Source organism: Pseudalkalibacillus sp. NRS-1564, from assembly GCF_050467905.1.
Classification (GTDB): Bacteria; Bacillota; Bacilli; order Bacillales; family Guptibacillaceae; genus Guptibacillus; species Guptibacillus hwajinpoensis_B.
In genome coordinates this window covers 1-25472 of the sequence record NZ_JBITPM010000036.1, presented here as the reverse complement: position 1 = coordinate 25472, position 25472 = coordinate 1, and the positions used below count along the sequence as shown (strand labels likewise).

The 25472-nt window shown below is 40.4% G+C and carries 18 protein-coding genes; 1 reads left to right on the top strand and 17 read right to left on the bottom strand.

Annotated elements, in window-relative coordinates; all coding sequences use genetic code 11:
- Positions 1–17: 17 nt before the first annotated feature.
- From ACIFPW_RS16125 to ACIFPW_RS16065, 13 genes are all read right to left on the bottom strand, one after another.
- The gene (locus ACIFPW_RS16125) at positions 18–548 is read right to left on the bottom strand and encodes a DUF1641 domain-containing protein (RefSeq protein ID WP_430245797.1); all 531 of its coding nucleotides are present in this window, start codon (positions 546–548) and stop codon (positions 18–20) included.
- Positions 532–3498 (bottom strand): formate dehydrogenase subunit alpha, encoded by a 2967-nt coding sequence (fdhF, locus tag ACIFPW_RS16120; protein ID WP_430245796.1) that lies wholly within the window; start codon positions 3496–3498, stop codon positions 532–534. Before fdhF ends, ACIFPW_RS16125 begins: the two co-directional genes overlap by 17 nt.
- Positions 3499–3688: 190 nt before the next feature.
- Positions 3689–4228 (bottom strand): hypothetical protein, encoded by a 540-nt coding sequence (locus ACIFPW_RS16115; RefSeq protein ID WP_430245794.1) that lies wholly within the window; start codon positions 4226–4228, stop codon positions 3689–3691.
- 15 nt (positions 4229–4243) lie between these two features.
- Positions 4244–5875 carry a sodium:solute symporter gene (locus ACIFPW_RS16110; protein ID WP_430245793.1) on the bottom strand — a complete coding sequence of 544 codons (1632 nt, stop codon included), beginning with the start codon at positions 5873–5875 and terminating at the stop codon, positions 4244–4246.
- 3 nt (positions 5876–5878) lie between these two features.
- The gene (locus ACIFPW_RS16105; protein WP_430245791.1) at positions 5879–7018 is read right to left on the bottom strand and encodes a glycerate kinase family protein; all 1140 of its coding nucleotides are present in this window, start codon (positions 7016–7018) and stop codon (positions 5879–5881) included.
- Positions 7015–8742: a sugar phosphorylase gene (locus tag ACIFPW_RS16100; protein ID WP_430245789.1), complete on the bottom strand. Its 1728-nt coding sequence runs from the start codon at positions 8740–8742 to the stop codon at positions 7015–7017. Before ACIFPW_RS16100 ends, ACIFPW_RS16105 begins: the two co-directional genes overlap by 4 nt.
- Positions 8743–8884: 142 nt before the next feature.
- Positions 8885–10078 (bottom strand): CdaR family transcriptional regulator, encoded by a 1194-nt coding sequence (locus ACIFPW_RS16095; RefSeq protein WP_430245788.1) that lies wholly within the window; start codon positions 10076–10078, stop codon positions 8885–8887.
- A gap of 157 nt (positions 10079–10235) precedes the next feature.
- A complete protein-coding gene (locus ACIFPW_RS16090) occupies positions 10236–11102 on the bottom strand; it encodes a transglutaminase family protein (protein WP_303534152.1) in 867 nt (288 codons plus the stop codon).
- Positions 11099–12064, bottom strand: coding sequence for an alpha-E domain-containing protein (locus ACIFPW_RS16085; protein ID WP_430245786.1), 966 nt, complete (start codon positions 12062–12064; stop codon positions 11099–11101). Before ACIFPW_RS16085 ends, ACIFPW_RS16090 begins: the two co-directional genes overlap by 4 nt.
- Positions 12045–13523 carry a circularly permuted type 2 ATP-grasp protein gene (locus ACIFPW_RS16080; RefSeq protein WP_430245784.1) on the bottom strand — a complete coding sequence of 493 codons (1479 nt, stop codon included), beginning with the start codon at positions 13521–13523 and terminating at the stop codon, positions 12045–12047. Before ACIFPW_RS16080 ends, ACIFPW_RS16085 begins: the two co-directional genes overlap by 20 nt.
- A gap of 243 nt (positions 13524–13766) precedes the next feature.
- Positions 13767–14588 (bottom strand): carbohydrate ABC transporter permease, encoded by an 822-nt coding sequence (locus tag ACIFPW_RS16075; RefSeq protein ID WP_430245782.1) that lies wholly within the window; start codon positions 14586–14588, stop codon positions 13767–13769.
- Positions 14588–15553: a carbohydrate ABC transporter permease gene (locus ACIFPW_RS16070; protein ID WP_370314267.1), complete on the bottom strand. Its 966-nt coding sequence runs from the start codon at positions 15551–15553 to the stop codon at positions 14588–14590. The genes ACIFPW_RS16075 and ACIFPW_RS16070 overlap by 1 nt, the downstream gene beginning before the upstream one ends.
- A 59-nt stretch (positions 15554–15612) precedes the next feature.
- Complete coding sequence (locus ACIFPW_RS16065; protein ID WP_430245780.1) at positions 15613–16911, bottom strand: ABC transporter substrate-binding protein; 1299 nt, start codon at positions 16909–16911, stop codon at positions 15613–15615.
- 206 nt (positions 16912–17117) lie between these two features.
- Here ACIFPW_RS16065 and ACIFPW_RS16060 point away from each other — a divergent pair, with 206 nt between their 5' ends.
- Positions 17118–17717 carry a YdcF family protein gene (locus tag ACIFPW_RS16060; RefSeq protein WP_430245778.1) on the top strand — a complete coding sequence of 200 codons (600 nt, stop codon included), beginning with the start codon at positions 17118–17120 and terminating at the stop codon, positions 17715–17717.
- A gap of 30 nt (positions 17718–17747) precedes the next feature.
- On the opposite strand, the gene ACIFPW_RS16055 is transcribed toward ACIFPW_RS16060, so the two are convergent.
- The 4 genes from ACIFPW_RS16055 to ACIFPW_RS16040 all read right to left on the bottom strand — a co-directional run bounded on the left by ACIFPW_RS16055 (position 17748) and on the right by ACIFPW_RS16040 (position 25341).
- Positions 17748–19304, bottom strand: coding sequence for a response regulator (locus tag ACIFPW_RS16055; RefSeq protein WP_430245776.1), 1557 nt, complete (start codon positions 19302–19304; stop codon positions 17748–17750).
- A complete protein-coding gene (locus tag ACIFPW_RS16050; protein WP_430245774.1) occupies positions 19297–20745 on the bottom strand; it encodes a sensor histidine kinase in 1449 nt (482 codons plus the stop codon). The genes ACIFPW_RS16055 and ACIFPW_RS16050 overlap by 8 nt, the downstream gene beginning before the upstream one ends.
- 6 nt (positions 20746–20751) lie before the next feature.
- A complete protein-coding gene (locus tag ACIFPW_RS16045) occupies positions 20752–21741 on the bottom strand; it encodes a sugar-binding protein (protein ID WP_430245772.1) in 990 nt (329 codons plus the stop codon).
- Positions 21742–21954: 213 nt separating this feature from the next.
- A complete protein-coding gene (locus tag ACIFPW_RS16040; RefSeq protein WP_430245770.1) occupies positions 21955–25341 on the bottom strand; it encodes a hypothetical protein in 3387 nt (1128 codons plus the stop codon).
- Positions 25342–25472: the final 131 nt, after the last annotated feature.

The following is a 25472-nucleotide window of genomic DNA, read 5'->3' as shown; positions in this document are numbered from 1 at the left end:
AGCGAAATTATAGAAAGTTAAAGATCCTGTCTCGCCTCAGAGGACTGTGATTTATCGGTCATTTGCTCTTCGTTCTCAATATCTTTCCCCATCCCTTTCAAAAAAGTGATTAGAATGGTTAAAGATCGATTAATCTCCGGATCTTTTAGTGCGCGAAGAAGACTCAGATAGCTAGTCTTCTCGTTGTCTTCAGAATGCTCAGCAACATTCTCAATACCTGAGTTTACCTTTAAAAGCAATGGCTCAAGATCCTGAACATTAATCTTTCCTGCTGCTCCAAAGAGAAGCATCAGATTTTTTAACGCCGTTGTATTTTCCGGAACATTTAATAGATCGACGATGACCTTCAGAACGCGGTCGCCTTCTCCAAAAAGACCGTTTAAAAGCGTTAAGATGCCTCGATCTTTCATCCCACCTACAACGCTTAATGTTTCAAGAAGGGCATCTTTATTTTCAATCAAAGCATCTTCAATCTCTCTAAGATCACTCGCGCGTTTCTCTTCTTCAGAAACTTCAATACGTTTGATTTGCTTAATGGCTTTTGCCATAGTTAATGCCCTCCTTTTTCACCATATCTCCAGGGAAGAGATAATCTTTTCTAGCCCATTTCCGCTCAACCATGACCCCTTTTTGAGGCTGTGGATTTCCATAGCGATGATTGATCTTTGGAAGTGGTGAAGTCCCTTTGTCTTTCAAAATTTCCATCTTCGCTTTCACTTCTTTATAAACAGGCGTGTCAGTATCTTTATCCGCCTTGCTACTTGTAAGTAAGTTAATCGCCGCATCATCTTGATCATTTAGCGGAATGTATACTTCTTTTCCTTGCACACGGTCTGTTACAAGACATTTAATCTTAACAGCTCCATATGGTGACACAAGTCTAACTAACGTTCCGTCAGATAACCCTCTTTCTTCTGCTAATTCAGGAGAAACTTCAACGAACGTACTTGGTGTTTTCGATTTAATGCCTTCATTTCGATACGTCATATTTCCTTCATGAAAATGCTCTAGCAAACGCCCATTATTAACATGAAGATCGTACTGCTCATCGTACTCGAGTGGTTTTGTCCATTCGACCGGGAATAGTCTTGCTTTTCCATCCGGAAACGGAAATTCTTCTGTAAAGAGTAGTGGTGAATCCGTGCCATCTGCCGCAACTGGCCACTGCTGACTCTTATATCCTTCAAGACGTTCATAAGAAACCCCAGCAAACATGTCAGCAAGCTGAACAGCCTCAGCCATAATGTCACTCGGACTGTCATAATCCCAACCTGCTCCCATTTCGTTTGCGATTTCCATGATGATTTTCCAGTCGGGTTTCGAATCACCAAGTGGTTCTAGTGCCTGATAGAGACGTTGAAAACGGCGTTCCGTGTTTGTAAACGTTCCTTCTTTTTCAAGGCTTGGACTCGCTGGAAGTACGACATCTGCAAACTGCGCTGTCTTCGTAAGGAAAAGATCTTGCACGACGAAGAAGTCTAGCTTCTCAAATGCAGCGTGAACATGGTTAATGTTAGAATCGACAATTCCCATGTCTTCTCCTTTTAAATACATCGCTTTTAATTTTCCTTCATGAATATGTTCGACCATTTCATGATTATTTAAGCCGACTTCTTCAGGAAGTGGCGTTCCCCATGCTTTTTCATACTTATCACGCACTTTTTGATCGGTCACATTTTCGTAACCAGGCATTTTATCAGGCATGCTTCCAAAGTCACTCGCACCCTGGACATTATTATGACCTCGAAGTGGATAGGCACCTGCTCCTGGTTTGCCATAATTTCCAGTAACAAGAAGTAAATTTGAGATGGCAGTACTCGTATCTGACCCGCCACTATGTTGTGTGACGCCCATTGCCCATAGCGCTACAGTTGTCTTTGCTTCATGGATCATTTCAGCGATTTGGATTAATTCCGCCTCTTTAATCCCTGTTACTTCAGATGCATAGCTCATAGTGTACTTCTCAAGACTGGCGATATAGTCATCAAGACCATTCACGCGATCCTTCAAGAAAGCCTCATCAGCCCACCCCTGATCAATAATATACTTCGTTACGGCAGAGAGCCAAACAAGATCAGAACCTGAAGAAGGACGAATAAATAAATCAGAGCGTTCAGCCATTTCATGTTTTCTCAAATCGGATACGATGAGTTTTTGACCGTTCAATTTATTCGAACGCTTTACCCTTGTTGATAAAACAGGATGAGATTCCGAAGTGTTCGATCCAATAACAATGACAAGCTCAGACATTTCGATATCTTTTATCGATCCAGCATCACCACCGTGGCCTACTGTACGGAATAACCCTACTGTTGCTGGAGTTTGGCAATAGCGAGAGCAGTTATCAATGTTATTTGTTCCAATGACACTTCTTCCTAGCTTCTGCATTAAATACGATTCTTCATTTGTACACTTGGAAGAACTAATAAAGGAAAGAGCATTTGCACCATAATCTTTTTTCACCTCAAAAAACTTTCGGCTAATGAGTTTAAGTGCCTCTTCCCATTCTGCTTCTCTAAATGAATCACCTTCTCGAATAAGTGGTTTTGTTAAACGTTCTTCACTATTCACGTAATCCCAGCCAAATTTCCCTTTTACACAAGTAGAAATCCCGTTCGCTGGAGCTTCTACTTGTGGCTCTACTTTTAAGATATCTCTCCCTTTTGTCCAAATGTCAAAACTACATCCTACACCGCAATACGTACATACGGTTTTTGTTTTTTTAATTTCATTTTCACGCATGGACGATTCCATATCAGATATCGCAAGAATAGAATTATACCCAGTTTCCACGTTTTTTGTTAATTCGATCATAGGGCGAAGCGTATCCTGTTGAATACCAGTTAAAAAGCCAGCCTCACCTTCCATGCCTTTCTCCATCATGGCATTACAAGGACACACGGTTGAGCAATGTCCACAAGAAACACAAGAAGATTCATTAATATCAACGTCATTATCCCAGATGACGCGCGGACGTTCTCTCTCCCAATCAATTGTTAACGTCTCTGTTACCTGCACATCCTGGCAAGCTTCGACGCAGCGTCCGCAAAGAATACACTGATCTGGATCGTATCGATAGAAAGGATTTGAATTATCAACAGGGTCTGGTTTTTGTTCGAAAGGAATCGCCTGATGATTCATCTTCATTTGTTTCACCGTATTATGTACTTCACACGTGCCGTTATTGTAATCACAGACAGTACAATAAAGCTCGTGATTATGAAGAATACGATCCATTGCAATATTCTGAGCTTCCTTTACGTGAGAAGCTGTTGTGTTAATGCTATCTCCATTTGAGAGAGTCGTTGAACAACCTCTTACAACTTCTCCGTTTACTTCCACCATACATGTGTCACAAGTTTCGATAGCTCCAAGACTTGGATGATAACATATGCTCGGCAAGTCTAGATTATGATCATTAAGTGCTTGAAGCACACTTTTCTCACTTGAAATCTGTTCACTTTTACCATTAATCGTTACATGGATGGAATCCGACAAATGACATCACCCTTTATCATAATTTTCAGTATTACTAATTATTTCTTTCCCTACTTATTATTGGTTTAGACAATATTTTCTAAAAAATATTTATTAACCTATTAAAATATTTAAATGCTCTTGCTTTTCGTAAGATATTAAGGCTTCTAGTGTTGATTATCACATTTAAGTAAAATCAAAAAAACACAGCTCATATCGAGCTGTGCTTCAGTTGATTTTTTAAATGATGGAGAAAAGAATCTTTCATTGGTAAATCAACTTTTCCAGTTACGCCATCCACCATATAAACTTCTCTTCTATTTCCTTTGATATAGCCTACCCAATAAGGCAAATACAGTTTGGATGGTTCCTCTAAAGAAATGTTGATCTGTTTTTTCTTTTTTTCTTTTCCAAACGCTTCCCAATATAACGCATGTTTTGCTTTATCTGGATCTGGAGAACAATGGGTAAACATTTCCCCAGGAACCTTCCCTTCTTTAAGAGGGTAGTCCACTGGTAGAATAGCTGCTTGTTCAGAGATTGACTCAATTGCAATTCTTCCGGTAATTCCTTCTTTTAATGAGGTTGTTTTTAGATGATACTCATACATCCAAAAAGGGAGATAAACGAGTTCACTCGATTCAATCCTTTTTTTATTTTCAACGATGCGCAGCAGCAGACTAGAGGTATATTGTTTCATCGCTTTCAAAGCTTTCTGCCGATCAATTGTTGGTTCAATATAATAAGTCATCTTCTATAACCTCCTTTAGATCAGGCCTATGAGATAGAGCACAATCATAACGACAACGAAATACCCAACTAAATAAATCGGCCATCTTGACGTACGGCGTTCTTCTTCAATTTCTTCATCACTTAGAGACGACGCTGCTTCAGAACGTGCTTTTAACACTTCTTGTATATCGTCATCTAAATCAAACAGCGTAAGCCCTGCTAGTTTCTCAGCTTTAGGTTTTGCTCCAATAAAGCTAACAACATATCCAACCCCTACTGAAACAATCGCCCCTACGAAATTATTGTATAACCATGATACTTCAGCAAACTGAGTAACGCCCCAAACAGAAAGCATCCCCGCTATAATACCAGTCACTGCACCTACGCCGTTTGTTCGCTTTGTAAAAATGGCGAGGATAAACACACCCAGAAGTGCACCATAGAAATAGGAGCCTATCTTATTTACAGCTTCAATAACCGGACCAAGATTAGCTGCAAAGAAAGCGAAAATTGTTGCGTAAATTCCCCAAAAAATTGTAGCCCATCGCGATGCTTTTAAATAATGCTGATCCGATGCATTCTTTTTAACGAATTGACCATAGAAATCTCGAATCGACACGGCTGACAATGAATTAAGAGCAGAGTCCAGGCTAGACATAGCGGCTGCAAACACCCCTGCAATAATAAGACCCGAAATTCCTGCTGGTAATTGGTTTACAACGAATAGTGGAAATAGTTCATTCAAGTTATCAACATTTGGGTCACCAAATGTTTGATAGAATGCAAACAAAAGTATACCGATAAAAAGAAAAAGCAGCATTTGCGGGATTAATAGAACTCCACTTAGAACGAGTGAAAGTTTACTTTCGCGTATTGACTTACTTGTTAAAACACGCTGAATTTGACTTTGGTCTGTTCCAAAGTAAGCAGCATGAAGGAAGAAGCCGCCAATCACACCAGCCCATACGCTATATTCAATAGAAAGGTCAAAGGAGAAATTGAGCGATTGGAGCATACCTGCGTCTGAAGCGCTGGCAAGAATACTAGTCATTCCGCCCGGAACTTTCACTAAAATAACTACGATACTAATAGCCGCACCTAACCATAATACGAACATTTGGATTACGTCAGTCCAGATAACGGCACTGATCCCACCAAGTACGGTATATGATACCGCTATCACAGCCATTAAAATAATCGTTATCTTAATATCCCATCCAGTTACAACGGATAGTACTAATGCTGGGGCATAAAGAACGACACCTGTCGCAAGTCCTCGAGCCACTAAGAAGAGGGCGGCGGATAATGTTCGTGTTCCCGTTCCGAAGCGTCTCTCTAAATACTCATAAGCCGTATAAACTTCTGCTCGATAGAAAAAAGGGACAATTGTAGCGATAAGAAAAGCCATTGCAAGCGGCACATTAATAAACGTGTTAATGCGCTCTAGTCCACCTTCATATCCCCAACCAGGTGCACCTATAAATGTGATCGCACTCGCTTGTGTTGCCATAACTGAAAGCCCGATTGCCCACCACGGAATGCTTCTTCCGCCAAGAAAGTAATCCTTTGTCGTGTTTTGATTCTTTCCAAAACGCGCTCCAAACCAAGCAATCCCAAGAATATAAACAACAAGAACCACGTAATCTAGCATTGTGAATTGGCTCATTTTCTATTCTCCCTTCCCCTCATTAATCCATTGATAAAGCGTCATAAAGCGCTTGCTTGCACGGTACAATAACTCTGGTCCTCGAGTCATGGCTACTTTCAATTCCATTGGCTCATCAATAATAGGTAGAACGGTCATAATGCCCATCTCCCTATCTTCTAGAATCGTAGAAGTACCAGCGAAAGCGATCGCAGGAACATTAACAGATTTAGCTAGCCGAGAAATACCCGAAGGCACTTTACCATATAACGTTTGGGCATCTAGCTTTCCTTCTCCCGTAATCACTAAGTGACTCGACTTCATTTGTTCTTTTAAACAGCTATGCTCAGCAAGTAAAGAGAAGCCGCTCATAAAAATTGGATCTAAGTAGGCTAGTAGGCTAAAACCAAACCCGCCAGCTGCTCCGCTTCCATCGCTGTTCTCCAGATTCATGCCAAATTTTTCACTCACTCTATTCGCATAGTTTTTCATTCCAGCTTCAAATCTACTAATATCGTTTACACCCTTTTGTGGACCGAACACAGAAATAGCGCCTTCCTTCCCAAGTAAAGGATTCGTTACATCAGACGCTACTACAACTTCTACGTCTTTCAGACGAGAATCTAATGCTGTAAGGTCGATAGAAGAAATACGAGCAAGAGATGCTCCATCTGCCTTTATTCTTTCACCTTTCTGATCGAGAAACTGAACCCCGAGCGCTTCAAAACAACCAGTTCCTGCATCAACAGTTGCGCTACCACCTAAACCGAGTATGATTTTTCGTGCCTTCTTATTCAGAGCATGCTCAATTAACTGTCCTGTCCCATAAGTAGAGGCTTGATGCGGATTGAGTTCACTTTCTTTAAGAAGAGGGAGACCTGAAGCAGATGCTGTTTCAATAATCGCAGTAGATGTTGATTCTACCCAACTATATGTCGCCCTAATTGGCCGGCCAAGAGGATCACTGATGCCTTCCACTGCGATCTCTTGCCCATTAAGAATAGTAGCTAATGCATCTACTGTTCCTTCTCCACCATCTGCCATTGGTATGAGAATCGTTTCTGCATCAGGAATAACTTCCTTTATCCCACGATTAATGGCGTGGGCGGCATTAAGACTACTCATAGATCCTTTAAAAGAATCAGGAGCTATAACGATTCTCATTCACTCACCTCCGATGTTGCACACACCCAAAGAACTTCATAAGGAGATAACGTTATATTCGAAGAAATTTCACACTCGGAAATGAGATCGAAAGCAGTACCATCAAAATAAAGATCAAGTATTTCTCGTTTGAGCGTAACGGTGTCATCCGAAACATTTGTAATCGCTACAACTCTGTCTCCTGTCTGTTCATTCGTACGAACAACAGAGAAAATGCGCTGATCCATTTCCAACACTTCTTGAGAAGCATTGGGATGAAAAGCTTTAGTTGATTTGCGCGTTCTGATAAGCTTCTTAAGATCATTGAAAACTAGATTCCGTAAGCTTCCTTCTTTTTGAAGTTCATCTTCAAGCGTTGATCGTGTTAGCTTCTCTCGATTAATCGAGCGGTATCGTCCTGTTTCATCGACGCCACTTTGATCATTTTGAGAGCCTAGTAAACTATGAACGTAGATACCAGGTACGCCCATCAATGAAAGCAGGACTGATTGAGCTGCAATAAACCGCTTTGCCTTTTTCTCATTCGATTCTCCATTATTTGAAATCGCATCTAAATAATTAATGTTCAATTCATATGGACTCTTTGTTCCATCACCATTATTTTTATAAGATACGTAACCACCATTCTCTTGAACTTTATCCGCCATTCTCTGCACTTCAGATGCTGATAGGATACCTTCTACAGGTCGAACACCTACTCCATCATGGGAAGCTAAAAAATTAAAATAAGTGGTTGTTTCCGTAGTAGCTTCAAGTGATTTGGCCCATTTCGTTAACTCCGATGCATCGCCAGTTTGAAAGGAATGGAGCGTCAATGGAGGTAAAGGGAATTGATAAACAAGATGTGCTTCGTTTGAACCGTCCCCAAAATAACTAATGTTATCTTTATGGGGAACGTTGGTTTCTGTAATTACGATCGTTCCCGGTGCTGCTTCTTCAAGTACTTCTCTCATAACCTGCACTAGCAAATGAGTTTCCTCCAGGTGAATCGATGTCGTACCTAGTTTTTTCCACATAAAGCCAATCGCATCTAATCTTAAAAAGCGTGCTCCTTTCTCAACATAAGTGAGAAGAATATCAAGGACTTCAAGGAGCACACGATCACTTTCGTAATTTAAATCAATTTGATCTTCACTAAACGTCGTCCAAATGTGCTTCTCTCCATTGTTCGTTTCAACTTTTGTTAAAAGAGGAAGTGCGCGAGGACGCGTCACTTTGCTATAATCCGCTTCAGGATCAGCTTCAATAAAGTAATCCTGATAAGCCTCGTTTCCTTTCAAATATTCTTTAAACCAATTACTTTCACTTGAAATATGATTTATAACAGCGTCAAACATTAGATCCGTTTGATTAGAAAGCGCTTGAATATCGTCCCAATTACCAAGCTCTTCATTTATTGTTTTATAATCCATTACTGAAAATCCGTCATCGCTCGTATAAGGATAGAAAGGAAGAATATGCACCGCATTGATTTCATTAGTAAGGTGATCAGATAAAAATTCTCCAAGCGTTCTAAGAGGAACTTCCCCCTCTTCTTTAATAGAATCACCATAAGTAATCATCATAATATCTTTTTCATCTACCCATTTTTTCTCAGGCTCTATTTGCTTTCGCTTATATGATTTAATTAGTTCCATTACTTCAGATGTCACAGAAAGCGCTCTTTGTTCTCCGTATAGTCGCTCTAACTTGTTGTATATGCTCCCTTGAATTGATGTTCTCATCTGTTATGCCTCCCGAATTATGTTCTACTATTAGTTTATTAAATCTCACGAAAGCTTTCTATGTTACAGAGAACTAAAAAAATGCGTATTACACATATGTTTTTAGTACACATAATAAAAGACACTTTTTTCAAAGTGTCTTTTACGTAGGGTTGGATTTATAAAAAGCAAGAGCTACTTGCAGAAGAACAGCATCCTCATAATTTCTAGGGTCATATCCAGTAAATTCACTAATTTTCTTTAAGCGGTACTGAAGAGTGTTCTTATGGATATATAAATCACTCGATGCTTTTTGAATGGAGCCATTTGCTTTATAGAAAGCTTCAAGCGTTTCAATCATTTGATCTTTTTTCTCTAATTGTTCTAAAGGGAGAACCCGTTCAACAAAATCTAATCTCACTTCTGGGGCGAGATCATACACAAAAGATTCAATGCCAAGTTGATCATAGAAAAACAAATTACTCTGCTTTCTGGAATGAAGCAAGGCTTTCTCTGCTTCTTGTACAGACCTTGATATTTCTCGTGGCGTTGTATACATCCTTCCAATACCCGCAGCCATTGTGAAGGGGTAAGAAGATTCGATAGCTTGCTGGATTTGTTCCAGTCGAAATTGAATCTTTCCTTTACGATTCACCTCGGCCACTTGATCATTAACGGATAATAAAAGAATATAACGTGTACTTCCTGTTGGTATGATCACATGCTGACTATTGGGTGGAAACCTCGATTGAATCTCTTGAAGAATATCTCGACGAAAACGCTGAATTTCAAGTTCTCCTTTAACATCAGCTTGGTAGCTTGATAATTTATTATAAATAAGATCATTCATCCCGATCATATCAAGAATGACAGCGACTCTCGGAATATGGACATTGATGCCAAGAATCCATCCTCTTGATGCAAATAATTTATCATTTTCCCACTTTCCATCGATCCATTCATCAATAAAAGCTTCTTTCGCTCGATCTTCTAGTTCGAGCTGTTCATCAAAGTAAGCTTCCTTTACAAGAATTTCAGTCATTTTTTGGATTACCTCGCCCATCTGTTTGATTTCTTCAGGGGCTCCGGTAATACCGATCACACCAATAATCTGGTCATGCAAAAAAACGGGGAGGTTTATGCCTTTTCTCGTTCCTTCTAACTCATCATCCTCTTCGATCACTAAACTTTGTTGCCGTTGCAGAACATTATAGGCTCCTTCATGGAAGTGCCCGATACGATTTGGATCAGTACTAGCAATAATTTTTCCTTCACTATCCATAAAATTAATATTGCGACTAATGATCCTCTCTGTTTCTTCTACGATTGATTGAGCTAGCGGAGGTGAAATAATCAACCATTGTCGCCTCTTTTCTGTTTGATTAGCGGTAAAGGTATCGCTTAAGAAAAAAATATCTAATAAACAAAACCTTACATGAATGCTACTACTATTTCCATGCTTTCAAGCTGTTTTAGTGATGGAAGAATTTCTAATATAAAAAACGGGCAGCTTCTTACCCGCTGACCCGTTCTTCTAAATTCTTTACACCTACACTAACGTTAAGCGTGTGAGCTCCGCCGATATATACCCCTTTTAGAGGAGAAATATCACGATAGTCTCGGCCTACTGCAATCCGAATGTGCTGTTCGCGAGCTACGGCATTATTCGTTGGATCAAGGCCAATCCAGGCTAGGCCCGGCACTTTTACTTCAAGCCACGCATGAGTTGCCGCGTCCCCACGATAAGCGGAATTCTCCCCAATATAAATATATCCACTAACATAGCGAGCTGGAATTCCTCGATGCCTACAGAGCGCAAGCATTAGATGAGTATAATCCTGACAAACGCCTGTACGATGAGTGAGAATTTTTTCAGCGGTCGTTTCAACGTTTGTGGCTCCTGACACGTACTCCATCGTGTTATAAATATGTTCATTAAGCTTCACTGCGAAGTCAAGTTCATCTCTAGCATTTGCCCAAAGCTCTCGCGTTTCTTCTTCCATCACGTGCTTGGAGATTGTCGTATAATCCGTTTCGATCATATATTCGGCATGTGCTTGCTTAAAAGATTCTGAATGAAGTTCAGCTAGCTGGTTATCCGTAAGTGGTAAAGTAACATCCAGCGCAAGTGGATGAATTTCAATCGTTGAAATCGTTTCAATTTCAAGATCTTGATGTTCACCCCATAGATAGAACGTTTCAACATAGTTGCCCCAATAGTCGGTATGTCCGTAAGTCTTACTTTCAGGTTGGATGCGAACGCGATAGTCATGAAGCGTTTGTTGCACATCATGAAGTGGTCGCAATCTGAACTGATTAATACTCTGCCTTACTGGCAGCTCATAGTGATAGGTGTTCGTTTGGGTAACTTCATATTTCATGGTATCACAACTTCCCCCAGGTAGTAGGTTTTCGTAATGTGCATGCCGATCGTCATACATCTGTGTTGAAAACTCTGAAGAAACGCATGAGCTCCTTGATTTAAAATTTCTTCGATTGAGAAATCATAAAGATCATTGGCAAGGTGCTCGAGCTCTTGTGCAAGTGATTCTGAATAATGTTCGACATGACCATCTTCAAGCGCGACAAATGCATTTCGCACTTTTTGAATACAGTACATCATTGACCTCGGAAACTCAGCATTTAAAATGAAAAACTCAGCGACATTGCGACTTTTAATCAACGGTCGATACGTTTTAATGTAAGCTTCATGTCCACTCACAGACTGAAGAACTGACCACCAGTGATGATACTCCACAATTTCTGTATTCTGGTAGCTCTCTAAATTTTTGTGATAATAAACATCTAATATGCGAGCTGCCTTCTCAGCTCTTTCCAGGTGTTTACCCATTTCCATGAAAAGGTAAGCATCTCCTCGCGGCATTGTTGCTTCAACAATCCCCTGAAATAGAAGAGATTCCTTCTTAACAAATTCACAAATATCGCTAACTTCTTCCATCGTCCATGGCGTGTGGCTTTGTTGCTTTAATTTTAAATAAAAAGAATTAATACTTTCCCATAGTTCATTGGGAATAATTTCTCGAACGGCGCGTGCATTTTCCCTAGCAATAGTTATTGTATTGAGTACTGAATTAGGATTTTTTCCTGAAAACAGTAGAAACTCCATCACATTTCGATCCATCGGTCGATCATGTTCTTCATCAAAAACTTCTTGAAATCCGCTTATTTCAATCAGTTCATACCAGTTCTGATTCGTCTCTTCGATTGGATTGGCATTCTCAAGACGACTCGTTAACTTAACCGCGATCAATCGCGCATTATTCTCTGCTCGTTCGACATTTCGGGTTAACCAATAAAGCGAATCAGCTACTCTGCTTAGCATGGTTGTCACTCCCCCCCGTTACAATTGGATTCTCTTCTAGTACCCACGTATCTTTCGCTCCGCCGCCCTGTGAAGAATTGACAACAAGAGAACCTTCCTTGAGAGCGACACGTGTTAAACCACCAGGAAATACGTGAGTCTTCTCTCCACCAAATATAAACACGCGAAGATCAACGTGACATGCAGCAAAGCGGTCTTCTTTAAATGCTGGTAGGCGAGATAATTTAATTGTCGGTTGAGCAATAAATTCAGATGGATTTTTTAAAATTTGCGCTCGATAGGCTTCAATCTCCTCTTCCGTAGCATGAGGACCGATAAGCATGTTATAGCCGCCTGAAGCGTTCGTGTGTTTGACGACTAACTCTGACAAATGATCAAGGACATATTCCAACTGATCGTCATATCTCAGAAGATATGTATCGACGTTTTTCACTAGTGGCTCTTCCTTTAAATAATAGCGAATCATATCAGGAACAAAATGATAGATCGCTTTATCATCGGCAACTCCATTACCAATACCATTTAGAATCGAAACATTTCCCGCTCGATACACATCAATGAGCCCTGGAACCCCAAGAAGCGAATCTTCACGAAATTCCAGTGGGTCAAGAAACTCGTCGTCTATTCTACGATAGATCACATCTACCTTCTTCAATCCACGAGCAGTTTTCATAAACACCTGTCGCTCCCTCACAACAAGGTCTCTGCCTTCTACGAGTTCAATTCCTGTTCTCTGAGCAATAAAAGAGTGGTCGTAGTATGCTGAATTATGAACACCAGGTGTTAATAATACAATCGTCGGTGATGTGCTATCATCAGGAGCAAGCGAGGCCATTGCTGAGTGAAGATATGAAAATTGCTGTTCAAGAGATTGAACAGAATATTGATTGAAAAATTCAGGGTAAACTTTTCTCATTACATAACGGTTTTGAAAAACATAAGAGAGGCCAGAGGGATTACGAAGATTATCTTCTAGAACGCGATACTCTCCATTAGCATCACGAATTAAATCAATTCCTGCCATAAAAATATGCTGCCTTCTCGGAAGATCAATCCCTGCCACTTGTTCGAAAAAATGCTGGCAATTGACGACCAGATCCCGTGGAATTATGCCATCTTTAAGAATATTTTGTTCGTGATAGACGTCATCAAGAAAAGCATTGAGCGCATCAAATCGCTGCATGAGTCCCCGCTCAAGATGTTGCCATTCGTCTGGTGGAATAATTTTGGGAACAAAATCAAATGGCATTGTCCGTTCTGTACCCTCATTGTCACTATAAACGGTAAACGTAATGCCCTGGCGAAGAAAATCGCTTTGCGCTAGTTCATACCTCGACTGTAATTCTTCCGGAGCTACCTCGTTTAATTTCTCATGGAACGGTTTGCAATGTCCCCTTGGTTTCTTGCCTTCTTCAAGCATTTCATCAAAGTAACCATCTACTTTATACGAATGAAACATCAGCACTCCCCCTCCACTATTATAAGATCACTTTTTAATTTTACCATTTTTCTCACTATTCTAACAAATTTCAAGATAAAGCATCGAAATCCCTCTATTTAAGACACTCATTCAAATAAAAATAGCAATGATATCTCATGATGTTGTTTTCTCTATTTTTGAATCATCCATGTGAAAGGTCATCACAGAACGTAAATGAGTAAAAAAAAGAACAGCATGAGCTGCTCTTATCAAAAGTGGATTTCACCCCTTTACTGATCCCGCAAGTAATCCTTTTACAAAAAACTTACCTAAGAAAATATAAACGAGTAGAGTTGGCAGTGCAGCAAGGAGTGCACCTGCCATTTGTACATTCCATTGAACGATTTGACTGCCGGATAAATTCTGAAGAGCAACCATAACAGGTTGTTGATCAGATGTTGTGATCGTGACAGCAAATAAAAATTCATTCCAGATGTTCGTAAACTGCCAGATTGCGACTACAACAAACCCTGTAATTGATAAAGGCATCATGATGAAACGGTAAATTCCGATAAACCCTGCCCCATCTATTTTGGCAGATTCAATCATCGAATCAGGAATGCTAGCATAGAAATTGCGAAACATAAGTGTCGTAATCGGAATCCCATACACAACGTGAACAAAGATAAGCCCTACAATAGAATTATATAATCCGATTTCTCTAAGAAACTGAATGAGCGGGATAAGGATACTTTGATAGGGTATAAACATTCCGAACAAAATAACCGTAAATAGCGTATTTGCGCCTTTAAACTTCCACTTTGAAAGTACGTAGCCGTTAAGTGATCCTAATAACGCTGATAGCAATGTTGCTGGGATAACAAGATAGAAACTATTTAATAAGTTTGGAGCAAGCTTCGTAAACGCTACTGAATAACTACTAAAATCAAGTGTTGAAGGTAACTGCCACATTTGACTTAAGGTCACTTCTTCAAGAGGCTTCAGGCTCGTTATGATCATGACGTAAACCGGCATTAAATAAAAGCATGATAAAGCAATAAGGAGAGCATAAAGAAGCGGACGGGTGATCGTTCTAATCGCCATCAAGCTTCCCCCTTTCGACTCGACCACAGATATGGAACGATAAAGATAGCAACAGCGAGAAGCATGACCACAGCAATGGCTGCTCCGTTTGCGTAATAATTACCACGGAACGTCGTTTCGTACATATATACACCTGGAACATCGGTTACAAAGTTCGCTCCAGGACCTGTCATTGCGTAAATCAAATCGAAAATTTTAAGCGAAATATGAGCCATAATAATAATGACACTAACCGTAATCGGGCGAAGGATCGGCATGATGATTTTCCAATATACTTGGAATTCATTCGCTCCATCCATTCTTGCTGCTTCTCGCACTTCTTCAGGCACCCCACGTAAACCGGCAAGATACATGGCAACAGAGAAGCCCGTCATTTGCCATACTGCAGCAATCACAACGGCAATCATCGCTATCGGAATCCCGAATTCAATCTTTCCCCATCCAATTGCAGGGAAAATGGTTGTATCCGTGTACCATTTTGAATCAAGACCAATCTTTTCAAGAAATAGGTTAACACCTGTCGAAGGGTTTAATAGCCATTGCCAAACTACACCCGTTACAACAAACGAAAGCGCCATCGGAAAGAAAAAAATATTTCGAAAGAGTGACTCCTGCTGGATTTTTTGATCAAGAAGAATGGCAAGAAACTGCCCCACCACAATCACGACTAGAATGAAGAGAATCGTAAAAAATAATGTATTTCGTAAGTCAGCTTGAAAACGAAAATCACTAAACAAGTAGATGTAATTTTTCAATCCAACAAATGAAAAGTCTGGTACAAGTGAATTCCAATTACTCAAAGAGACATAGCCAGTCCATCCGATAAAACCATAAACAAAAACGCCTACTAATAGGATGGATGGAATAAGGAATGCAATGGCGATTATGTGATCTTTCGTAAGTGAACGTCTTTTTCGAGTTGTTACGGCTTTAACAGATTGGTTTATCATTGTTTCAGTCTTCATCCTCATCCCCCTTACGATAGAAAAAGGGAGAAGAGCAATCCCTCTCCCCCCATCCTCTTTTACTTAAGATCGCCTGAAGCATCTTCTAGCGAACTAATAAATTGATCCACATCCTGCTGTGTAACAAAGATATTAATCGCCTGGTTCACTTTTGTGACAAAGCCTTCAGGCGCAGCCGATCCGTGGGCAAGACTTGGAGCAAGACTAGCATTTTTAAAGTCTTCAATTGTTTCTTTCCCATACTCATCATAGTTCGAGAGATCGGCATCAACACGAGCTGGAATAGAGCCTTTCAATGGGTTGAACGCATCCTGTCCTTCAACAGAACCAAGAACAGATAAGAATTTCTTAACGTCTTCAGGATTTGAAACTCCCTTTGGTAGACCAAATGTATCTGTAATGACCATAAACATACCGTCCGTTCCAGGTGTTGCCACCCAACCAAAGTCTTCTTTCACCTTTAAGTTAAGGTCGTTCACAAAATAACCCTTTGCCCAGTCTCCCATAACGTTCATCGCCGCTTCTCCATCTGCAACAAGCTGGGAAGCATCCTGCCAATTTCGTGAGCTATGGTCTTCATTCACATAGCTGAGCATCTTCTTAAAGTTCTCAGCGGCTTCCTTTACTTTCGGATCACTAAACGACATTTCTCCAGTGAAAAGCTTTTTGTAATCATCTGCTCCAAGCGTTCCTAAGAGCGCAGTCTCAAACAAATGAGTTGCTGTCCAGGGCTCTTTGTCTCCAAGAGCAAGCGGCGTAACACTAGCTTCTTGTAATTGGTCAGCAGCAGCGAAAAATTCATCAAACGTCGCTGGCGGTTCGACACCGTTCTCTTCAAAAATGCTCGTGTTATACCAAAGAACATTTCCGCGATGAATATTCACAGGAACCGAATAGATATCTCCATCTTTACTAACAAGATCAATTAAATCTTCAGGAAACTTATCTCCCCAACCTTCGGATTCATACAGGTCGTTAAGCGTTTCCATTTTGTCAGCCGCAACCCATCCATCGTTCAATTCAGAACCACCATGAACCTGGAACGTTGCTGGTGGATCATTACCCTGCATGCGACTTGCAAGCACGGCTTTCGCGTTCGTTCCTGCTCCGCCCGCAACTGCTGCGTTTTCTACTTCAATATCAGGGTATTCTTCTTTAAATAAGTCAATTAGCGCATTCAATCCATCCTCTTCACCAGCCCCTGTCCACCAGCTAAAAATATCAAGCGTTTCTTCTTTACTAGCACTTCCTTCACTACTGCTATTCGTTTCCCCAGAGTTTGAACAAGCAGAAAGTGGTACAAGAGCGAGGACAAGGACGAGAATCCATCCCGTAAGTTTTTTCAACGTTCCCTTCATACAATCAATCCCCCCGTTTTTTTTATTACATTTACTTTATCAAATTGAATGGTTCACAACCCATGTAAGCGCCTTCATATTTTTGTTGTTATCTTCACTTTTTTGAGGTCTTGCTCATAAGCTAGTACAGAACTACGAAAGAAAGGATCTCTTGATTAAAAGGAGAAGAGAGTTACTAAGAAATGTCCTAACGAGGTGAAAGAGAAATGATGTTTTCTGAAGTTAATCTGAACACTCTCTCAAGGCAACAAATTACTTCTTTCATGTTCGATAGCATTGTAGATGATGGAAAAGATGGAGAGTGCATTCTCGTTTTTGGTGCAAAAACGATTCATCGCGTTCAAAAAGCAGCCAGACTATATCATAACGAGCGCGCTCCAAAAATTTTAGTTTCCGGATCTGCAGCAAGATGGGGTAAAGAAGAAGAGTCAGAAGCCATTTGGATGAAAAACCACTTACTTAACTTTGGCGTACCCGAGGAAGATATTCTTCTCGAACTCGAAGCAGCGAATACGACAGAAAACGTCATTGCTTCCCTTATGGTACTTCAACGCTCATTTGGGCTGAATCACATCAATAGACTTCTGATTGTGAGCTCCCCCTATCACATGAAAAGGTGTCACTTAACTCTCACCACCTATATGCCGGACTGGATCTCCTATACTCTCTGCCCCGATGACAGAGAATCTGGACAGGGAGACAACTGGTGGAAGAATGATAGAGAAAACGCTAGAGTCATGAAAGAACTTCACTCCATGCAGAATTATATTCAGAAAGGCATTTTGAAGGATCTACCATTCCAATAACAAAAAACCGCTAGTCGGTTTCTTTTTTTGTCATACGTGCAATTGTTCACGGTACTGAGATGGTGAAAAACCTGCTTTTCGTTTAAACACTCGACTAAAATAATTTGGGTCCTTATAACCAACATTGAAACAAATTTCTTTTAAGCTCTTTGAAGGATCAAGCATTTCTCTTTTCGCTGCTGTAATTCTAACTTCTGTAACATAATCTATAAACGCCATACCACTTTTGTCTTTAAATAATTTACTTACATAATAAGGACTAAGATCAACATGCTCAGCTGCTTCTTCGAGTGTTAGCTGCTCATGAAAATGTGTGTGAATGTATTGCTTCACCTGTTCAAGACGATCTCCTCCATGAAGCGAACGCCATGTTTGCACACTCTCATTCAATTTCCGAAGCTTTGCTCTGGCTAGATTTCTTGCCTCATTTTCGCTTTCCGCTTGAATGTACTTGTAGGAAGTTAAGAAAATTCCGTTATTTTGTAAAATTCGTTCTGCAACAAGAAAGAGCTCGTTCACCTTTTGAACAAATATAGCAGGCTGTTCACCTGAGATCATACCAAGATACACTTCAAGTTCTTGCATCGCTTTGGTGAAATCACCATTATTAATGGCGTTGATCACGATAGACTCCTGCTCCTGAGTTCCGCTCTGGCGCGGTACGTTAGGAATCTTGCTTTCTTGATAAAAGGCATATGTGACCTCTCGTTGAAAGTCTAGTGTGTTTACAGCATGAAGCGCTTCGCGATAAGATTCAACAAATTGATCAGCTTCCTGATAAGGTCTGCCAACGCCGATACATACGACCTCTTGGAAATCCTGATAAAGTTCATGAAGAAGTTGTCTTAACGTAGGCTGTAACTTCGCTTTTAATCGTTTATCCTTCTCCAGAAGATCTTCACTAAAAAGAAAGCAGGGTAAATACGTATCATCCCTCACTCCAATCATCGCCTCACCAGGCACGTTGGATTTCATTTTTTCTTTTACCCACTGAACCATTTCATTGACGATCGCTTTTCTTTCCTCAGGAAATTTAAAGATAACCGCATACCCAACTGTCGTCTGAAAGCCTAACAGCTCACTCCACTCTGAAGGACTAAACTCTGTGACGTGATCCATTAGGATAGCGTTCATCCACTCTCCTTCTAGAAGATGAACAGCTTTTGTCAGCTGTGCTTGTACATGATCTTGCTTCTCAGCTTCTACTCGTTCATTTTCAATTTCGGCTGAGAGACGGGTAATGGCGGAAAAGATCTCTTGCTTTCCCCCTGGCTTTAGTAAATACTCTTTCACTCCCTGCTTCATCACTTCGCGGGCATAGTCAAACGTATCGAACGCGGATAGCATGATAAATTTTATTTCGGGTTGATTTCTCTTTATCGTTTTCACTGCTTCTACCCCATCGATACCTGGCATTTTAATATCCATAAAGACAATCTCGGGCTGAAACTTTTCGGCAAATTCAATGGCTTCTCGTCCATTTTTCGCTTTCTGAATGGTGACTTGATCTCCATATTCTCTTTTAATCATCAATTCGACCGCTTCACGCTCTAACTGCTCGTCATCTACAACCATAATCCTAAGCAAGCTGTTCATCTCCTCTCATCTTCGTATAAGGTAAATTCAGACGAACGGTCGTACCTGAACCTTTTGTGGATTCCACCGTCATCGTGCCTGTTTCCTGATAGTATAATTCAATTCTTTTTTTTACATTTTGCATGCCAAGCCCCGTCGAATGTCCTTGTCTCTTCTCAGAAACCGATCGGCCGTCATTGAAGAGAAGCTGTGTTAGTCTTGCTTTATCAATTCCAACACCATTGTCTGCCACCTCCACAACAACATCATTTTGATCAGAATAGACCCGAATGACGATTTCTCCCCCTTCTTCATACGACTCCACTCCATGTATAAACGCATTTTCCACGATCGGCTGAAGCGTTAAGACAGGGATCATGCAATCAAGAACCTCTTCATCTGCCACTACGTTAAACGTAACCCTTTCACCAAATCGTGACTGCTGGATAAAGAAATATTCTCGAACAATATTCAGTTCTTCTTTTAATGTGACATCCTTCGCTAAATTTCCTAGATTGTAACGAAGAAGTGCGGCAACAGATTCAATGAGCTCACTCGTTTGATCCGCGCCTTCGATATAGGCACGTCTCGAAATTGTATTTAGCGTATTAAAAAGAAAATGTGGGTTGATCTGACTTTGAAGACTTTTGAGCTCCATTTCTTTCAACAGCTGATCTAACTCTGATTTCTGTTTTATCTCTTTAATTAATCCTCGTATGTTCTCTTGCATGCGATAAAAAGTATCCGCTAGTAGCTGTAGCTCATTTCTAGATCTCACAACTACTCTATTCGCAGTAAAGTCCCCTTTCGATAGCTTCTTAGCTGCTGCTGCAAGCTCGTGTATGGGCCTTGTGATACCTCTTGAGAACCAAAATGCCATCAACAAACTAAATAAAATCATCGAAACGAATAATGATATGCCCATCCACTGCAAATACGTACTCTTTTCCTCCATCTGGTTGTAAAACATGCGATAATCCGTTAGCTCAGAATTAATTAATGTTAGCGTCGTTTCTTGGATAAATGCTGAGATTTGGGCAGCTTCATTTAAATGACCTGAATATTGATTAATATCCTGTCGTTGAAAAGCTTGCACTGTAATATCACATTCAAGCAGGAAGCTTTCGATCATCTTTTCATAATTCGTGACGGTTTGATCGTTCGCTTCATTTTTTACCGAGCTAAGAAGCTCGTCTTTTTCTTCAGAGAGAATCTTTCTCTCCATGGCGTATGCTTCTAATTCTTTCTGTGTCCGTTCTGTTAGAAAGGTATTCATCGCCTCATACACTTTATTTGTTTGCTGTGATATTTCGTTCAGCACGATAAAGCGTTCAAAGCTCGTATGGTAATCATCAATAGTTCGTTGACTGCTATGAAACAAATAGAAAGCGACACCATTCATTAAAATGACGAGCATGGTAAAAAAGAGAATAAATTTGCCCTGGATTTTCATGGTAGTTTAATCCCTCCTGGCGTCGTTCTTTCTAGTTGCTTTAAATCTTTTTTTTCTTAATACTTCTGTCATCGTATGATGATACGTTGAAACATCCTCTCCTTCGATAATTTGTATCATTAATTCCACCGCGTTATATCCCATCTCATATGGCTTTTGTTCAACTGTTGCTTCTAACTTTCCATCTTTAAGTAGCTGCATCGTCTCAGGAAGCACATCAAAACCAATAACATAAACCTGGTCGGTCATCCCGATGCTTTCAAGAACCTGCACGATACCGATCGCATCAAGAGCGCTCGTCCCATAAAAAGCATTGATTTCAGGATGTGCTTTTATCATTTCGTACGTTTTCTCCGCTGCTTGTATTCGCGTAATTTGTGAGGCATCGATGGCAACAACATCGACGCGATCGCTATTTTTAATAGCATCTTTAAACCCTTCTACACGAAGCTTTTGATTCGCTGAATCAAACCTTCCCGTAATAATCCCAACCTTTACTTCGTCATTTGTATCTTTAAGAAGCGCCTGACCTGCGAGAAATCCAGCGTAATAATTATCTGTGCCTACATATGCCACACGCTTACTATCAGGAGCATCTGTGTCCACTGTGAGAAAAGGAAATCCTTTCTCTGTGACACGATTGATAATTGTCGCGGATACGTCTTGATTTAATCCCTGTGCCATAATGCCATCAGGTTTAGATGCCGCTGCCATCTCAATCGTTTTGATATGTTCTTCAAGGTTCGCTTGTTTTGGCCCTGTGTATTCAAGTGAAACATTGTACTTTGTAGCCGCTTCCCGCGCTCCTTCCTCCACAAGTCGCCAGTAATCGTTATCGATCTCCTCCGTTACAAGAACGAAACGATAATCCGGTGCTGTATAGGAGGCAGAAGGGCGATCAGGCGTAATATTGAAAGCCCTTACAGAATAGAAGATAAAAAAAGAAAAGGACAAAATCACTAAAAAACCCCCAACAACGTAAATCCAGCGTGCCATCGCTCAACCTCCTTTTTTGATGGGGGTCAGGTACGTATCTGACCCCCTCAAAAGACACTTGTTCTCGCTCACGAGACTCTCTTACCTTTACGTCATTATATATCGTAGTAGCTTCATAGAATCAACTTGTTTTTCATATAAGATTAGCAGCAAAACAAAAAACTGCCTCTATAAACGGTTCTAAAACACGTTGATAGAAACAGCTTTTGTTCTTTAACGCCATTGCTTCCACTTTTCCATAAACTGTTGTTTTTTTAACTGAAGTAGTGTATTTCCTTCTTTATCTTTATTTTGCTTCTGCCATTCGTAGAAACTTGCAACAGTAATGAGTGTAGCTCCTGCGATTAATAGGTAGGCCCACCATGGCATATTCCCCCAATAAGGTCGCGTTTGCAGAAGAAGGTTCAAAAGAAGAACGCTACATCCGATGACAAAGTATGATTTAATGCGATAGTAAAAACCTGCAAGCACGGAACCAAGGGATAGCCCACCAGCTATGATCGCATCATATATTGTATTACTCATCAAAGCATCACCTACAAGAACTGCTGCTACGATTGAAAGAATGCTCCATTCTATGAAACTCATGATTTGTTTGCTTTGATTCCACGTACGCTTTGATAAATAAATCGTTAACGCAATCCATGGCAATACATAAACTTCTGTCACAATATACTTATTGATTTCAATGTGATGAAGGAGCGTGTAATAAGGGACTAATAATGACAGGGCAGTAATGCTTTTCATTACTTTTGCAGCCAAACCAGTCGGCACTCTCCTTACTTGAAGTGCGAAAAAAACAAAGATAAACAGTGCTCTTAACTCATCAGCCCAGAAAGAGTCGAATGTAAGCTCTTGATATAGATTAAGTACGGTTAAAAGAGCTGTTACGGAGTACCAATCAATATGCTTTTCCTTCAGTTGCTTTACTCTAAAGGAATAGAGCCTTTTATGAATAAGGAAGCCCGCAGTTAACATCCCTACTGCCACTCCTACAAAAAGAAGCGTTCGCATCTCCATTGTCTCAACGGGGAGAAGAAATACCAGCGTTTGAACGAATAGGAGAGGGATAATCGTGATGATCTGCCAATCAGATTGGTGAATCAAGCAAAGCAGCAGAATCGCATAGAGTAGACCAACACTAAAAGGCACAGAACTGATTTCACTGTATTCGGTTATAAAAGGAAGAAATCCTAAGATAGCAAATGGAACCGCATACCACTTAATCCTCTCTTCCCACCTTCCACCAAGGAAAAACCAAAGCGCAAACATAATGATACTTGATGCAAACCCTGTATACGTGTATGCCTCACCGTCTAAATCAAAAGTATCAACTAACGCCATGTAGAGAAAAGGAAGAACGGTAAAACCTGCATAAAGAAACGTACGAACCTCCCATTCGATTTTCCTTGTTAGAACGGAATAAGCATAAACGAAAAGGCCAACGATATATAAGACTGGCTCATTCCCCTGCTCTAAAATGGTATAAATGAGAGCGATCGGCAAATAGACATGTCCTAAATAAAAATAACTACGCTGTATAACAACGTCTTTTTTTCCAAGCGTGTCAGCGATCAGGATCAGAAGAACCGCCCCGATGATCCACTGAAACATTCCTTGAATAGGAAAGGCTTCCGCAACAGAAAGATAAGCACCCAAAGTAAATACACTGATCACTGGCCATAACGTCTCTTCCTCTGTGCGCTTAAAGATCAGATAGAGTACGCCAATAGCTCCTACCAACAGTCCCGAGCGAACAAATAATTCCTCTACCGTCGCGCCGAACAAGAGAAGCAATGCCAATCCATAGAAACTGACACCGGTCCAAAAAGCCATTTCCTCCAGGTCTTTTACATTCCTTTTTTGCCAAATAAAATGAGTACCGATAATGAGTAGCGCTGCAATCGCCGTATGGAATGGCGCACCCAAGCTATCTTCATAGAAATTATTTCTCGCCAATAAAGGATAAAGCGCCAACAGCGCAGTTCCCCATGAAATAGAATGCAGTAACGCTCCCGTTTGACGAAGCCATTTCCACTTCCCTTTTCGATAGATCGATAGATGAACAATTCCTAACATGAATAATAGGATACTTTCTAACCACCATAGCTCGATAAGAAGACCAAGCAATAGGGAGAGCATCATAGGACCAAAAGAAACGAAGAGCGATCCAGTTTGAATTCTTTTTGTCACGCTCCATGTATTCAAATAATAGCCACCCACATATATCGTTACGCCAGTAAAAAACAAATGAAGCATCACTGTTTCAACCGATGGATTCGTATAAAGTAAACTTATCGCATACAGTCCTGCAGCAGCTAGAAATAGTGGAGCCAAAAAACCAAAAATTCGATAGCGTGATAGATTAGCAAGGTATATATAATTAAGACTAATGAGCAAGTAACCAATCACAAGCAGCCAGGACGGATCATCAAAGCGCAAAATCAAGCCTTTGTATGTGATAAAAAAGAACGCACATAGTGATACAGCACCACTTGTCAGTTGAAATGCTTTTCTCATATATGGATTTTGAAGACGATCCACCGACTGTAAGCCAATAAAAATAAAGCCGACAAGTGCGTATAACATAACGTCCGCAGCTTCAAGGAACGAGTGCTCAATAAGCTGATAAATGCCATACACAAGTAAGAACGTAAAGACAAAATGATATTCCTTTTGTTTTCCAATAAAAATCATAGAAAGATAAAGAAAAGCCGTCACGATCACATTAAAACTATAAAAAACGTCACTTTCATAAAAGAATAGTAGGAGCAGCGTTGAGAGAATGAGATTCCCCTGCACATAGATAGGAAGCTCTTTCGTAAAAAGAGCGAAACTTTTCATATTTTTTGTTCGAGCATAGATTAGGAGCAACAGTCCATTAAAGATCACGATTCCAAGATAAAAGAGATCTACTTGCGGGTTGAATACCTGGATAAAAAAGGCCGCACCGATGCTTAACGTCACAAAAGAAAACCAAACAAATAAACGTGATTGTTGCCGATTTGCTTGCAGGAAATAGAGAGGCAAACAAACCAAAACACCAATAAGACCAAGCACTTCATTCCCATCGCCACTTACAGATAACCAAACTCCAAAAAGTTGAAAATAACCTGCTGAAAATACGACGATAGGTAGAAATAGGCTTCCGAGAACTAAAAAGGAGAAGGCGGTCTTTTCAATGCGAAGCTTATGTTCACTGAGCCAGCTAATCCCAAAGAACACAGCCGCAATTCCGCCAATGAGCGCGGTCTTCATGATCGATGTCATCACATCCCACGTACTAGTGGCAAGTACCAGCGCACCAAGTAACAAGAAGACCACACCAATAACCAAAATCCATGTTAAATTTCGATCTCTAAGCTCCTGTGTTGATTTCACTTTCTTTTCTTTGACAGGGGTTGCCGCCTCTGACTTAGTTGGAACTATTTCTCGTGCGACAATAACTTCCTCATGCTTTTCCTCCGCTTCTATAGCGTCGTCCATCATTTTTTGATACGCGTTCGAAACAGTACCGTATGTCTGCTCTGATATGTAATCTTTCACCCTGAGCCTTTGCAGCTCCGATTGAAATGCTTTTTCCCTCTCTTCCTCATTCATTTATCACACCTCCAATGATTAACAACATTTTCCTAATTTGTTTCTTGCTCTTAGTTTACTCATACTCATTTCTTCCTTGCAATATGATCCCTTCCATTTTTCTGTTTATTCACAAAACAAAGCGATTGTCC

Excerpts from the sequence above, each read along its gene's own strand:
- ACIFPW_RS16075 (WP_430245782.1), bottom strand. The coding sequence starts at position 14,588 with ATGGCGATTAGAACGATCACCCGTCCGCTTCTTTATGCTCTCCTTATT.
- ACIFPW_RS16070 (WP_370314267.1), bottom strand. The coding sequence starts at position 15,553 with ATGAAGACTGAAACAATGATAAACCAATCTGTTAAAGCCGTAACAACT.
- ACIFPW_RS16040 (WP_430245770.1), bottom strand. The coding sequence starts at position 25,341 with ATGAATGAGGAAGAGAGGGAAAAAGCATTTCAATCGGAGCTGCAAAGG.
- ACIFPW_RS16105 (WP_430245791.1), bottom strand. The coding sequence starts at position 7,018 with ATGAGAATCGTTATAGCTCCTGATTCTTTTAAAGGATCTATGAGTAGT.
- ACIFPW_RS16050 (WP_430245774.1), bottom strand. The coding sequence starts at position 20,745 with ATGAAAATCCAGGGCAAATTTATTCTCTTTTTTACCATGCTCGTCATT.
- ACIFPW_RS16110 (WP_430245793.1), bottom strand. The coding sequence starts at position 5,875 with ATGAGCCAATTCACAATGCTAGATTACGTGGTTCTTGTTGTTTATATT.
- ACIFPW_RS16060 (WP_430245778.1), top strand. The coding sequence starts at position 17,118 with ATGATGTTTTCTGAAGTTAATCTGAACACTCTCTCAAGGCAACAAATT.
- ACIFPW_RS16065 (WP_430245780.1), bottom strand. The coding sequence starts at position 16,911 with ATGAAGGGAACGTTGAAAAAACTTACGGGATGGATTCTCGTCCTTGTC.
- ACIFPW_RS16080 (WP_430245784.1), bottom strand. The coding sequence starts at position 13,523 with ATGTTTCATTCGTATAAAGTAGATGGTTACTTTGATGAAATGCTTGAA.
- ACIFPW_RS16125 (WP_430245797.1), bottom strand. The coding sequence starts at position 548 with ATGGCAAAAGCCATTAAGCAAATCAAACGTATTGAAGTTTCTGAAGAA.
- ACIFPW_RS16045 (WP_430245772.1), bottom strand. The coding sequence starts at position 21,741 with ATGGCACGCTGGATTTACGTTGTTGGGGGTTTTTTAGTGATTTTGTCC.
- ACIFPW_RS16115 (WP_430245794.1), bottom strand. The coding sequence starts at position 4,228 with ATGACTTATTATATTGAACCAACAATTGATCGGCAGAAAGCTTTGAAA.
- ACIFPW_RS16085 (WP_430245786.1), bottom strand. The coding sequence starts at position 12,064 with ATGCTAAGCAGAGTAGCTGATTCGCTTTATTGGTTAACCCGAAATGTC.
- ACIFPW_RS16100 (WP_430245789.1), bottom strand. The coding sequence starts at position 8,742 with ATGAGAACATCAATTCAAGGGAGCATATACAACAAGTTAGAGCGACTA.
- ACIFPW_RS16090 (WP_303534152.1), bottom strand. The coding sequence starts at position 11,102 with ATGAAATATGAAGTTACCCAAACGAACACCTATCACTATGAGCTGCCA.